The sequence below is a fragment of the Pseudomonas sp. FP603 genome, assembly GCF_030687415.1.
GTDB classification, from domain to species: domain Bacteria; phylum Pseudomonadota; class Gammaproteobacteria; order Pseudomonadales; family Pseudomonadaceae; genus Aquipseudomonas; species Aquipseudomonas wuhanensis.
This window is the reverse complement of sequence record NZ_CP117431.1, coordinates 1348480-1362100: the sequence shown is the minus strand read 5'-3', so window position 1 is coordinate 1362100 and position 13621 is coordinate 1348480. Positions and strand designations below refer to the sequence as shown.

General features: G+C 58.1%; 10 protein-coding genes. 3 read left to right on the top strand and 7 right to left on the bottom strand.

Features of this window, described 5'->3' with window-relative positions:
* Window positions 1-157: 157 nt before the first annotated feature.
* On the top strand, window positions 158-4813 hold the full coding sequence (locus tag PSH65_RS06325) for a dermonecrotic toxin domain-containing protein (protein WP_305425394.1): 4656 nt from the start codon (window positions 158-160) through the stop codon (window positions 4811-4813).
* 82 nt (window positions 4814-4895) lie between these two features.
* On the opposite strand, the gene PSH65_RS06320 is transcribed toward PSH65_RS06325, so the two are convergent.
* The 5 genes from PSH65_RS06320 to PSH65_RS06300 all read right to left on the bottom strand — a co-directional run bounded on the left by PSH65_RS06320 (window position 4896) and on the right by PSH65_RS06300 (window position 10651).
* Window positions 4896-5390 carry a CS1 type fimbrial major subunit gene (locus PSH65_RS06320; protein ID WP_305425393.1) on the bottom strand — a complete coding sequence of 165 codons (495 nt, stop codon included), beginning with the start codon at window positions 5388-5390 and terminating at the stop codon, window positions 4896-4898.
* A gap of 63 nt (window positions 5391-5453) precedes the next feature.
* Window positions 5454-6197, bottom strand: a complete 744-nt coding sequence (locus PSH65_RS06315) for a molecular chaperone (protein WP_305425392.1) — start codon at window positions 6195-6197, stop codon at window positions 5454-5456.
* Window positions 6198-6256: 59 nt separating this feature from the next.
* Window positions 6257-7522 (bottom strand): hypothetical protein, encoded by a 1266-nt coding sequence (locus PSH65_RS06310; RefSeq protein WP_305425390.1) that lies wholly within the window; start codon window positions 7520-7522, stop codon window positions 6257-6259.
* Window positions 7523-7527: 5 nt separating this feature from the next.
* Window positions 7528-10050, bottom strand: a complete 2523-nt coding sequence (locus PSH65_RS06305) for a CS1-pili formation C-terminal domain-containing protein (RefSeq protein ID WP_305425389.1) — start codon at window positions 10048-10050, stop codon at window positions 7528-7530.
* Window positions 10051-10159: 109 nt separating this feature from the next.
* Window positions 10160-10651: a CS1 type fimbrial major subunit gene (locus PSH65_RS06300; RefSeq protein ID WP_305425388.1), complete on the bottom strand. Its 492-nt coding sequence runs from the start codon at window positions 10649-10651 to the stop codon at window positions 10160-10162.
* Between the two features lie 479 nt (window positions 10652-11130).
* On the opposite strand from PSH65_RS06300, the gene PSH65_RS06295 reads away from it, so the two are divergent.
* Both PSH65_RS06295 and PSH65_RS06290 read left to right on the top strand, forming a co-directional pair.
* Window positions 11131-11712: a PadR family transcriptional regulator gene (locus PSH65_RS06295; protein ID WP_305425387.1), complete on the top strand. Its 582-nt coding sequence runs from the start codon at window positions 11131-11133 to the stop codon at window positions 11710-11712.
* Window positions 11709-12500 (top strand): siderophore-interacting protein, encoded by a 792-nt coding sequence (locus PSH65_RS06290; protein ID WP_305425386.1) that lies wholly within the window; start codon window positions 11709-11711, stop codon window positions 12498-12500. Before PSH65_RS06295 ends, PSH65_RS06290 begins: the two co-directional genes overlap by 4 nt.
* Before the next feature lie 188 nt (window positions 12501-12688).
* Here the strand turns inward: PSH65_RS06290 and PSH65_RS06285 are convergent, their stop codons facing one another.
* Window positions 12689-13345, bottom strand: a complete 657-nt coding sequence (locus tag PSH65_RS06285) for a Pr6Pr family membrane protein (RefSeq protein ID WP_305425385.1) — start codon at window positions 13343-13345, stop codon at window positions 12689-12691.
* Window positions 13346-13347: 2 nt separating this feature from the next.
* On the bottom strand, window positions 13348-13578 hold the full coding sequence (locus PSH65_RS06280; RefSeq protein WP_007941719.1) for a VF530 family DNA-binding protein: 231 nt from the start codon (window positions 13576-13578) through the stop codon (window positions 13348-13350).
* Window positions 13579-13621 lie beyond the last annotated feature (43 nt).

Here is a 13621-nt window from a genome sequence, read left to right as displayed (position 1 = left end):
GCTCCAGGCGTGGCGGTAACTATGTATTTTTCGCTCTCGATTATTGGAAGCATCGAGCCGTAAACGCTACCCGGACCCTGCTTATATTTGCGCTTTTTTCAGCGCCTCCCCTTGCCTAGTCTGGTCGTCCCATCATGGATGACTGGACGACAAACCCATGCCGATTACCCCGCTTACACCTGAAAGTACTCATCACGAATTAATCCGCAATGCCATCCCCCCGTGGCTCACCGATGCATCATTGCAACGCGTCAGTGCGCTGAAAACCGTCAGGCTGAATCTTCCCGACTGGCACAGAACCGCCTCGGCAGCCGAACATCAGCGCTTGAAGGAAGACATCAAGGATCATTGGGTCGCGCAGAACAGCGTGGACAAGGCGCTCAGCGAACTGCAAGACGTTTACGCCTTCGCCGAACCGCTGCTGAAAAAAGCCCTGAAAGACCGATTCGGCCTGGAAGAAGATGTGAAGGACACCTGGCTGCGCCTGTATGCGCCAGTGGGAACGTCCTGGTGGGTGCATGACTTCGCGTCCGGCACTCAAAGCCGCACGGTGTCCCTGCTCGATGCGGCGCTGCACAACTTCTCGAGCAGCGAAACCTTCACCGCGGATTCCGAGTTCATTACTCGCCCTGACAACCGGGGGCATTTCAGAATAAAACCCCTCAAGCACAAAATGCGCATCGATCAGTTCAAGACACTCTGTCGCGATCTGAACCTCGGTGCTCAATACGAACGACATCTCAAATCATTTCTGCTACCGACCGACAGGCTGGCCAGCAATGTGCTGCGCTACCGGGTCAATCAAAGCCAGAAAAGTGCATTAAAAGCTGCCGCGCGCATGGCGCTGATAAAAAAAGACCTCAGCCAACACGCCTACGCCGTTGTGCAGAGCATGCTCAATGAGCAAAAAAAACCGACATGGAACGGTAAAGCCGTCAGCTGCTACAACCTGGTCATGATGGACGTTGCCCTGACCGGCATCGTGCTGATCACAGCCGATGTGCTCACCAGCAATGTCCCCGAGCCACTGATTGCCTATGTCCCCAACGACCCCGAGCATCCACTCAGGCAATACCCTTCAACCATCGAGTTCATGGCCGAGCTGACTCGCCAGTTACGGGACGATCCAGCACCGGCATCAGGACACTATCAAACCTTCTTCAGCCAGTTCATTGCCCATTCCCAGCGCGGTGCGTTTTTCGCCCGACTGAATGAGCGCTTGAGCCAGGTGAAATGGCACCAGGTTGCCCCTGATTCGAACATGCCGAGCTGGCGGGAGACACCGGTGGACAAGCCGGACCTGCAGTTCAGCCTGTCGAGGTTCGAAGATGATCGCCAGACCCGCTTCGACGGCGACCTGTGGAAGTACCTCTACCAGCAGAAGCTGAACAAGATTCTCAATGACGCGCGAGAGATCGCGATTTCCACCGAATACGCCGATCGCATGGCGCGCTGGGCCTGGTGGGACAATCTGGAAAAAATGCTCTCGGATATTTTCAATGTCGCCTTACTGGTGGCGATGCCCTTTGTACCCGGTCTCGGTGAGTTGATGCTGGCCTACACGGCTTATCAACTGACGTATGAAGTGGTCGAGGGCATCGTCGACCTGGCTGAAGGCCGTCTGGCCGAAGCAGGTGAACAGGCTATCGGCGTGCTTGAAAGCATCGTTCAGCTGGGCATTTTCGCCGTGGGTGCAGCAGTGGGCAAAGTGGCGAACCAGAAGCTTTCGTCGTTTGTCGAAGGGCTGAAACCGGTGCAACTGGCCGATGGCAAGACCCGCTTGTGGAACCCGGATCTCACGCCCTATCAACAACCACCCAGCGTGGCTTTGCCCAGCGACGCCCGGCCGGATGCGCTCGGCTTGTATCAGCACCAGGGCAAGCGTCTGCTGCCGCTGGATGGTCAGCTGTTTGAGGTGGAAAAAGCCCCCGACAGTGACCAGCACCGCATCAAGCATCCGCAACGCCCCGAGGCTTATGCACCGGCGCTCACCCACAACGGTGAAGGCGCCTGGGTCAGCGAAACGGAAAACCCGCGCAGCTGGGAAGGCGCGACATTGATGCGTCGCATCGGTCACCGCGTCGACACGTTTACCGACACGCAGCTGGAGCAGATTCGCCAGATCAGCGGCACCGATGAAACCGTGTTGCGCAGGGTTCACGTTGAACGCGCTCCGTCCCCCCCACTGCTGACCGATACCCTGCAACGCCTTGGCGCATCCGAAAAAGTCGCCGAAGCAGTATCCCCCGACGTCACCCTGCTGCTCATCGACTTCCCCGACCTCCCCATCCCTGTTGCGGAAAGAATCATCAAGGACGCCACACTCCAGGAGCAACAACAGATGACGCAACAACGACGTCTGCCGTTGCGCCTGAAAACCCGGGCACGGGAGCTTCAGTTCGAGACGCAATCGGTTCGGGCAGCCCAGGGCGTGTATCAAGACACATTGACCAACATCGATACAGAACGCCTGGTGCTGGGGGCGTTGCGAACCTACACCAACACATTCGGCGACCTGCGAATCGAGATCCGTCAGGGTGCATTCGATGGGGAGCTTCGTTGCAGTGCGGGGCCCGAGGAAGCAACGCAGGTTCGGGTATTGATTCGAAACGAGGCCGGACAGTACCAGGTACGGAATGCCTCGGATCAACCGATTCATGAGGCCGAGGGCTTTCTTGAAGCGATCCTCCATGCCATGGGCAGGATTCGACAAAATGCGTTGGGCTATAAACCGGGTGACGCCGAGTTCTTCAGACAATGGGTCATTGCCAAGACCGCCCCGCCCAGCGAGCGCCGGACGCTGCTCGCCCGCCCCCCCATTCGCCCCGTTGCCGAGCACGAAACGCTGTTGCTGGTGCGCGGCGGCGGGCTGAGCAAGGATGGCGAGACCGTGCATGATCGTATTCGCGACCAGTACCCGCATTTCAGTGAACGCGAGGTCGATGTGTTCGCCAACGCGCTGATCGAAAAGGGTGAGCCGCTCAAGGCCATGGAGCAGGAAGAAGACGATCTTGATGAACTGCGGGTGATCCTGAACCGTTGGGAGTACCAGCAACCGCAACACTGGGGCCCGGATCCCCAGGGTTTTCTGAACGGTGGCGGGCAGCATATTTCCCGACGCCTCATTGAGTGTTTCGAGCGCAGAAACCTGGAACTCGGCAACCGCACCGACCCTGTCCACTATGCCCTCGACCTCTCCCGAGAATGGTTGCCGTTGAACCTGGAAACCTGGTGGACAAAACGTCCTGAACTGAAGCAGTTTCTCAATCGGATCACGGTCCTGAAGCTCGACAACACGCAGTTCGGCAGCGAGCCAAATGGCCTGTTGAAAGACTTCCCCAACCTTCGAGAACTCAGCGCCAAAAGCTGTGAACTGACTCAGTTGCCCTACGGTATCGGTCAGTTGCACAGGCTGGAACGTTTGCGACTGAGCAGCAACCGCATCGTGCTGGACGCGTATGCGGTCGAGAAGCTGCGAAACCTGACCTTCCTGGAAATCCTCAGGCTTGAAGATAATCCCTTGGGCAGGCTGCCGGACATCGGGCGCATGCCCAGACTGAAGGTCGTGGCCCTGAAAAATACCGGGCTCAGCACTTGGCCGGAAGGCACATTGGCCAAACCTCGCCCGCGCGGGTTCTTTCTGGACTTGCGCGAGAATCCGATCAGTCAGATTCCCGACGTGGTATCCGGCTCACCGGACGCATGGGTCGTGGCGCGTACACGGCTGGATGTCGGCCAACTGCACGAGGTGCATCAGGTAACTTATCAGGCACTGCGCCGATCCGTGCAGTTGCCCGCCGAACCTGTCGAGCCCTCAAGCACGCGGGTCCCACCGATGATCAGTTCAACTTACAGCGCCTCGCACTGGAACGACGTGCCGGGCTGGGGGGTGGATCGAGCCACCTTATGGTCTGAGCTGATCGACGAACCCGATGCCCAACGGTTCATGGCCGTGCTGATCGACACCCAAAACTCCGCCGACTATCGGGCCGGCGGCCAGGCTCAGGCGCAATTGCTGCAGCGCGTATGGCGGATGCTCGACGCCGTGCATATCGATGCCCGGCTCAGGGAGAAGCTGTTCACCATGGCCATTGCCCCGGTCGATTGCGCCGATGCCGGCGCACAGTTGTTCAATCACATGGGCATCAATGTGCTGGCCTCCGAGGCGTATTCGTATTCCACCGATACCCCGCAACTGGAACGCTCGCTGGTGACCTTGGCCAAAGGCGCTGCGCGCCTGGAGCGGGTCAACGAAATAGCCCGGGCCGATATCGTCGGTCGCGACGGCAACCCTGACGATGTCGAAGTCTATCTGGCTTACCAGACCGGTCTGGCACAACGTCTGGGCCTGCCTTGGCAATCCGAAAAGATGCTTTACCGGGGCGTGTCCGGCGTCACCGATGCCATGATCAAGCAGGCCGGTGACACGGTGCTGGAACTGGAGGAAGGCGATGGTCTGGTGAACAAAATGCTTGAACAGGATTTCTGGGAACAGTATTTGCGCGAAACCTGGCCGGTGCGGATTGAAACCAACAAACGCCAGTACCTGGATCAATCCGAACAGCTTGAATCGTTGCGCAGTACCCAGCGGGAATGGGCCGACGCCACACCGCTGAGCGACACCCAGCGTGCTGTGCTGAGAAACCGGCTCAGGGCACTGATGAACGATCTACCGGTGCCAGAGACTGTAGTGTTTGCCGACGAGCCGATGAGCGATGCCCTCTTCGACCGGTTGCTGGTCGATCTGGGCGATGAGGAAAAAGAACTGTCGAGGCGTTTGACGCGCGAAGCATTGAGAAGAGCCGGACAGTAAAACGGCCATGCTTCAAGTAGCAAGATGAAGTCAGTCTGACGGCGGCACCGCCGTCAGACTGACGTTAACCATCCACCGGCGATCAGGGTGCGACAGCATTGAAAACCAGCTGGACATTTCCGTAGTAAGTGCCCGGTTTGTAGCCGCCGGCAGGTGCTTTCGGTTGTATCTCCAGGGGAAAGCGGCCGCCCGCCATCGCCTGCGCCGCCGACACCACTTCCCGGGATTTCGGGTCGTGGCTCAGTTCCTGGCCATTGAAGCTGACCCGCAAATAGATGTTCTGATCGTCACGCCCATTGAACAAATAGGGTTCGCTCTCCAGCCGGGCCTCGATGGCACTGGTGTCGTGTTTGACATCGAAGTTTTTGCGCAGCCCGCCCAGGGTTGAAGTGTTGATGTTCCAGGCCAGAACCTGCTCCCGATGAATCCAGTCCGTTTCGGCGGGGATCACGTAAAACCCCAGCGTCGGTACATCCACCGATACTTCGAACGTACGTTCTTCTCGTGCTGCGAACGCCGAAGCACTCATCAGTGCCACGCTGCCCATCCACAGGACGATGGCCGCTTGCTTGATCATGTCAGGTACCTGTTGCGTCAAAAGAAAGCCACGAGCGCCAGCGGCTGCCCGCATATGTCGAGGTCACCGGCCAGCGATGTGCAACGCCTTTTTCGAGCCACCTTCGATCAGGTTGAAGCGGTATTCGCGCCCCGGTTTTTTGTCGAACTCGAATGTTTTGCCCGCCAGCACGTGGTGCTTGGTGGTGGGCTCGCAGTCGGTTTCGTTTTTGCGCGAACAGTTGCGGAACTCATCGATCACCACCACCGTGTTGCCGTTATTGCGCAGCCTGTAACGTTCGGTGCTGTTGTCGACCACACTGTCATAACGACTGTTCTGCGGCCGGACGAAGAACACGGTGCCGAAACCGGTCATGACATTGACGCCCGCCGACAGGGTCTTTTTGTAGTCCTCGCGCTCTTCGCTGGACACCGCGAACTCGTCCTCCTTTTCCGGCACCACCGGTACGAAACGCACACGAAAATAGCGCTCGGTTTCCCGCTCGCCCATCACCAACAGACGCGTGCCCTGCATACCGTTGGCCGGGATGATCAACCGCGCCGGACTGGCCATCAGCCCATCACGAGCGCTGGCATCGGCCTGAGCCTTGACCGGCACTTCGCGAGGCGTGCCATCCGCGTCGTAGATGATTTCCAGAATATTGACCTTGACGAAGGCCGTGCTGTCGCCGCTGTTGAATACGCGCTTGAGGTATGTGCTCTTGTCGCCATCCAGATAGTCGTAAACCGTTCCCACATTGATTTGCGGCCCGGCCTGAATCGCCAGAGAGAATCCGCTCAAACCCAACAGTACCCACAAACGTTTCATACCCTTGAACCTCACACCATTGAACACCACGCTGGCTCGAATAATCGATGCGCAGCCCATCAAACTTCCGAGTCCCAGATCACGGCGACACTGCCTCTGTAGCTGGACGCCACGCCGGGTGCCAGCATGAATTCCATCTGGCTTTGCGGAATTTCGAAGTGCAGAACGCCGGGCGCACTATCGACATAGAAGCCGGGTTTAAACTGTTGTGCATTGGCCGCTCCCGCTTTCAGACGCTGGCGCTTGACGGGTTGTTCGGCAAGATCGGTCAGGCCATTGGGCAGGCTGACGCTGACCTGCAACTCGACCGCTTTTTTCGAGACCGAGTCTTTAATCATGCAGTCGTAAGAGAATCCCGTAATCTCACACTCCAACAGCATCTTGAAGCGCGATGACGCCGAGATATTGAAGGTCTGATCGCGGAACAAACGCACAGGCCGGCGCCCGGCTTGCAGCCAGCTTTGCCAGCCACCGGCTGGTACCAGATCGATTTTTTCGCCACCAGGAGGAATGTCTACCTTCAGGGTGTGCTGCACGTCGAGATTGAAGTTCAGGGTCAATGCAGAATCATCGGGTTGCATTACATCACCCATGTCGAAATCCTGATTCGGCCCGACGCCAAAGTTGATGGACCCGGTGTAAGACCCGCCCCGCATAGCCAGTGGGTTCGGCGTTATCATTTGATAACCGAACACGAAGTACAGGTATCGAAAGGACAGTGGGATCTCGAACAAAGGTTGCTTTGAACACACCCCCGCGTTAAGGGGTACTTTCCAGAAGCTGTTGAAACCAATATCACCCACGGTCGACCACCCGACTCCTTGACAGGGTGGAGGGGCATACATCCAGGATCCGCCGTTCCAAAGCCTGTCCCATCCAGGTCCGCCCGCCACCCCGGTCAATTCGACGACCGGCACCGGCAGCTGCGACTCATGTCCGATTCCCGCAATCCGGACCTTGACGGTGTGGACTTCTCCGGATGAGTGGGTAACCTGCACATCCCGCCAGTCCGAGGGTACTTTGGCCATGCCACCTTGCCGAGGATCGACATGATTGGCACGGATCGGTGCATTGGCAGTAAACGAAATTGGCGCAATCAAACTGAATATGTTTTCAGCCTCACAGGCCCTTGGCACCTGAAGACAGAAACCCTGAGACGGGGTCTTATTCACGAATTCATTTTTATGCGGAGCCGCCGAGTCCGGCGAAAACGTAGCGTCAATGTTCAAGACCGCTGCATTCGCCGGTAATGAACTCAATCCACACAACACAGCCAGCGGCATCGCGCGACTGAGGTTTTTTCCAAGCCTGGTCAATATCTTCATGTCAGTCAGCTCGCCGTAGCGTCCTTGAAAGTGGCATCCGCCAACGTGTCCGGCGTGCAACGCAAATCACCGATCATCAGCACATCGTTTTCGCTGCGGTGCTTACCCACATCGAGCCGGAACTGGCACAGCAACTGGTCGGCATGACGCACTTCCAGGGTTGGAGAGCCGGCATTCATTTCCATCGAGAAGAAGCCATCGACCTCACTGACCCCACGGCTGGCGTGGTTGATCACGTGGTGTCCCTTGAGCGGCTGGCCCTGTGCGTCGAGCAGACGGCCCAGCACGGTGAGGGTTTTCATCACCCGCACCTTGCGGTACTCGACGCCACCCTTGTTCAGGTGATAGCGGGTACGCGCCGGTTCGATGCTGGCCGCCGGCACGTGATTGCCTTCGAAGTCGAAGCTCACGGAGCTGTTTTTGTAGGCGGTGATCGGGATGAAGTTGCGCCCCGGGCGCAACGCCGCGCTGCCACCGCTCAAGTCATCGGCGCGCAAGGCAATGCCGTCGATGTCGGACTCGACGTCGACGATCATCCCGGCACCACGGCCCTGATGCTGGCTGGTCAACGTCATGCGTTGGCCTCCAACGATCAGCGTGCTGTCCAGATTCAGGCCACCGGTGAAGTTGCCGTTATAAGACGAGCGCTGGACAAAGCCGTCGCCATTGACTGCGTCGGTACGAAAGTTCGCCAAGCTCGAAAGACCAATGCCGTAAGTGTCGGTGAGCGCCGTCACCGAGACGTTCTGCAAGACATGGTCCCGCAGGTTCTTGCGGTAGCCGATCGAGGCGTTGTTGTCGCGGCCGCCATCCCGGGCGGTGCGGGTACCGATGCTGCCTGTGACCTGCTGGTCCGGCCCGCCCAACGCCATGTTGATGCTCAAGTCGACCCCGCGATTGCGCGCATCGCCACTGCTGTAACTGCCTGGACGATCAAACAGCGACAGGCGCCAATTGGCGTCGCTGCCAAACACCACAGTGCGTTGCGTCCAGCCCAGGTCGACACCCACGCCTTCGGTGTTGCCGTCACTGTGGGACACCCGGGCATTGAGTGAACTCTTGCGGCTGATGCGATGGTTCAGCGCCAGCGATGAATTGCTGGTCTGACCGGTGAATACGTTGCGCTGACGCACCCGGGTACCGTCAGGCAGCGTGTCGTAAATGTTGCGGGTGTCGAGCCAACTGCGGTTGTGGCTGATCACCAGACTGCCGGCGCCATAGTTGTAGAGCCCCTGCAGATCGGCGCCGGTGCCGTGATCTTCGGTCTGGTAAAGATTGGCAAAGAGGCTGGTGTTGTTGGCCAGCGTCCAGTCGATGGAACTGCCGTATTGCAGTTTTTCGCGCACCTGACGGGCCGACAGCCCGAGAATCACTCGCGGGTGCAACAGGTAGTTGAGCGATGCGCCAGCGGTCGCATCGCCGCTGGCCTGTTGATCCCAGTTGCTGAGCAATTTGGTTTCCTGCCCGGCGAACAGGTTGTAGCGCCAGCGCTCATCAAGGTTGCGCCAGTTGTTCGGTTTGTAGATCAGCTCCTGAGTACTCGAGGTGGTTTGACCGTCCTCGATCAGGCGCACTTCCACCTCATAAATGCCGCCGGGCAACGGGCGGGTATCGAGGGTTTGCAAGCCGGCGGGCACTGATTGGGTATTGATCAACAGGCCGTCGCGGTAAATCTCCACGGACGCCTGACGGTTCGCCGTCACATAAACCGGGTACACGCTGGGCCGGGAACTGTCGATCGCCAGACTGTCGGAACTGCCGTACATCAGGCCGACGGCCGTGTCGGGACTGGTGCCGAATGAACGGGGCTGGCGCGTCAGACCTTCGGAGTTAGGGGTGAAATAGCCCAGGCGAACGAAACTGCCGGGTAACTCACGCTGTGTGTAGAGTTCGTGGACTGCGTGATAAAGCTGCTCATCCGGCCCGCCGAGGCGAGCCAGTTGCATGTTGAACGTCTGGCTCCAGTTGCCCAGGCTGGCGCTGGCTTCGAGGCCGAAACGGCCGCCCAGATCCTGATCCTGCCCACCATTGAGGTTGAGCTGATTGCGCACCATCAGGCCGCTACTGCCGCCTTCGGGTTGGTCGTAGTAACGCTTGGCTTCCAGATCGCGCTCAGCGTTTTCGGTGAGGATCGACACCAACGAATTTTCCAGGCTGTAGTGCACCGCCAATAGCTGATCCGGGCATTGACCCGTGCAATTGCCCAGTGGCACGCCCGGCTTGAGGGTGCTGGCCCATTTCTCACGCTCGGCAGCGCCGAAGCGGTTTTCGCTGGTATCGGTAAATTCGAGGAGGGTGATGCGATCATCGCGAGACAACACCACCATGGCCTCTCCCAGCGGCTGATGATCGAGTTCCACCCGAACAGCCAGAGGCACATCAAAAAAATGCTCCTCGAAATCCGCCGGCAGACCTTTGGCCTGAGCCAGGAGACTTCGCGGTGTCGTACCGGCGGAAACAGGAGCCGCCGCTGCACTGGCACAAAACAACAGCGCAAGCGCAGCCGCGATGGGTGTCATCGGGAACATGAACACGTACTCTGATTACGAACAAGTTGAAGTCCGGCGGGCAAACATTGCTGTTTGCCTGCCGGGTAACGCTACTTGGAAAGTCAGCGCTTACTGCCTGATCGCCCGATTACGGAGTAACGACCGGAGGTACTGCATCGAAGGTCATCGCCACCACACCGGTGTAGTCACCCGGAGTAAAAGTTGTGCCTACCGCACTGATTTTCAGCGGCGCGCGATAGTTCACGTCGGACTCGGCTTCACCCACAACCAGTTGCGGTGTCAGCGTGAGTTGCCTGTTATTCAACTCGACTTTCAAATCAATGGTGTTGGCACCAGAGATCAATTTGGGCGCGCTTTCCAGGCTGGCATGAACCGAACCGTTGTTGTTACGCACATCGAAGAACCCCTCAACGTCTCTCATCTTGCCGGTGCCTGGCTGGAAGCTCATGTCCTGATCCTTGTTGATCAGGTCAAAGTCAGTCGGCACTACATAAAAACCGTTGGTCGGCACGTGAGCCACAAGGCTGATGGAATGGCGAGCTTCGCCTGCGGCGAATACGACGGAGGAACTCAGAGCCAGAACAGCCAGAGGGGCAGCAATTGCGATTTTTTTGAACATCGTTCAGTACCTGTCTTCTTGAAAGGATCGGTTCATTGAAAGTTCAAACAACGCCTACCGGTAATGACCGTGTTGATTTGAACTTTCAACGCCGAGGCATGATCGGCTGTTCGCTCTGGAATGTAAGCAAGTAACTTCCGATGATCGCGTAGTTAAACAACCTCATGACAAGCAAGAAAAAACAACAAAAAATCGGAATTCAAAACAATAACTGTAAGTTATGACCTACATACAGTTTTATTGAAAAAACCATACAGCAGTTTCAACTATACAAACACGGGACTTCAGGACTTTCAGAATAGGACTTCGATATTAATAGAGCGATAACTTTAACTTTCCAGTCCTGTTTTTTTAATAAATATCAGGTTGCCAGCCAATGCACCGTTTGTCGGCCGACTGAACGGGGCCCAAAAAACGTCTTGCTCGCGCCACAAGATATATCTTACGTTGTATTCTAAACACGACGAGAGAACGCAAAAATGAGAGACCATCATTCCCCCCACCGTGAACACGGCGACGGCCGCGACGGCTTCGAGAAACGCCCAGGGCCCGGCCGCGAGCGCGGTGGACGTGGGCCGCGAGTATTCGCCCCCGGTGACCTGAAATTGCTGCTGTTGGCACTGATCGCCGAACAGCCATGCCATGGCTATGACCTGATCCGCCAGATCGAAAGCATGTTCGACGGTGCCTACAGCCCCAGCCCTGGTGTGATTTACCCGACCCTGACCTTCCTTGAAGAAAGCGAAATGATCCTGGGCGATGCCGAGGGCGGAAAAAAACGCTACAGCATCACCGACGCCGGACGTCTGTCTTTAAGTGAACAAGCGATTGCCCTGGACGGCGTGCGCATGCGCATCGAAGTCAGCAAGCGCTCGTTGCGCGGTCATGACCGCCCCGCCGAAATTCACGAAGCGGTGCACAACCTGCGCCATGCCCTGCAAATGCACCATGGCCGCTGGAGCCCGGAAGAAATCCTGCGGGTACGCGACCTGCTCAACAACACGGCCAAAGCCATCGTCGACGGCCCTGCCGTTCAACCCACTTCGGAGAAAGCCGAATGACCGACGTTATCGTGCCATCCCAATCCATTCACCGTGTCAGCCACGAGATCAAACGCCGTCGCCTGGAAGTACTGCGGGTGGTCGACCTGACCCCGCGCATGCGCAGGATTACCCTGGGTGGCCCAGAGCTGGCTGGCTTCGTCAGCCTCGGAACGGACGACCACGTCAAACTGCTGTTCCCACAAAATGCAGCGGAACATGCGGCGCTGGAAACCCTGGTACTCGGTGCCGGCAAGGACAACGGGCCGATGCCTGAGATGCGCGACTACACGCCTCGCCGTTACGACCTGAATACGCTGGAGCTGGACATCGACTTCGTGCTGCACGGCGACGGCCCTGCCTCGACCTGGGCCGAGCAGGCCAAACCCGGCCAGTTCCTGCACATCGGCGGGCCTCGGGGCTCGATGATCGTGCCGGACATCTTCGACAGCTATCTGCTGATCGGCGACGAAACCGCCCTGCCCGCCATCGCCCGCCGGCTCGAAGGCCTGGCTGCCAATCGGCGTGCATTGGTGATCGTGGAAGTGGAAAACGGCGCCGAACAACAACGCCTGGAAAGCGCCGCGCAGGTCGACGTGATATGGGTATTGCGTGAGGGTGGCAGAAACAACCTGCTGACCACCGTGCAACAAATCAAAGTGCCCGATGGCAATCTGTATGCGTGGGTGGCGACCGAGTCCAAAGTGTCGCGGCAGATCCGCCGGGTATTGCTCGATGAGCACGGCCTGAACGAGCAGTTTGTGAAGGCTGTCGGTTACTGGCGACTGGATGACAGCGACGAGGAGTAACCGCAACACTGTGGCTGCATGGCTTGTTGTGGCGAGGGAGCTTGCTCCCGATCGGCTGCGAAGCAGTCGTAAAACCGGTTGGCGCGGTTTGCCTGATACATCGCGTCAGCCGGGTTTTGGGGGGCTTGCTTCGCAAGCCAACGGGAGCAAGCTCCCTCGCCACAAAGCTCCCTTGCCACAGTCAGTGTTCACTTGCGATCCGTGCGCCACCGATCCAGCCCAATCACCAGCAGTGAAATCAGCACAAACCCCGCCAACAATCCCCCGGCATTCACAAACACCTGTGGATAACCCAGTTTGTCCACATCAATGAACGGATAGGGATAAACCGCCAGCAGATGCCCGCGCCATAACGCATAGCCGAAGTACACCAGCGGATAGATCGCCCACACCGCAATGTGCCGCAGTCGCAATGTACCTTTGGGCACGCAGCACCACCAATAAGCCAGAAACAGCAGCGGCATGACGTCATGCATCAGCTCATCGGCCAGCCATTGCCAGCCTTCGGGATGCCACAAGTGGCGCAACAACAGGCTGTACGCCACACCGACCACGGCGATGCTCACCGCAATCCCACTGCTCACCCACGGCTGCAAAAACCAGCGCCGCGCCGCCGATTCTCGGGACGTCAATTCACAGGTCAGCACCACCGCCACCAGCGTGTTGGTCAGCACGGTAAAAAAGCTGAAAAAACTCACCAGCCCACCCAGCAGACTGGCCGCAACACTCCAGCGCAAGTAAAGAATCAGGTACAGCTGAATGGTTAAGCCCGCCCAGCCCAAAACCGCAGCCACGGCAACACAACGACGCCTCGCGGCAGAACCTGGCGTCGAGGGTATGACCATGCTCAGACCGGTCGCTTGGTGCGCATCAACTTCACGTACAGGCGTTCGACCTTCTCCCGCGCCCACGGGGTTTTGCGCAGGAATGTCAGGCTCGACTTGATGCTCGGGTCACTCTTGAAGCAGCGGATATCGATGCGCTCGGCCAGCCCCGACCATTCGTAGTGTTCAACCAGGGCGTTGAGGATCTGTTCCAGCGTCACGCCGTGCAGCGGGTTGGTGTTCTGTTCGGTCATGCCGGGCCTTCGAGCGAAGTGGAAATTGGAAGCCGCGCACCTT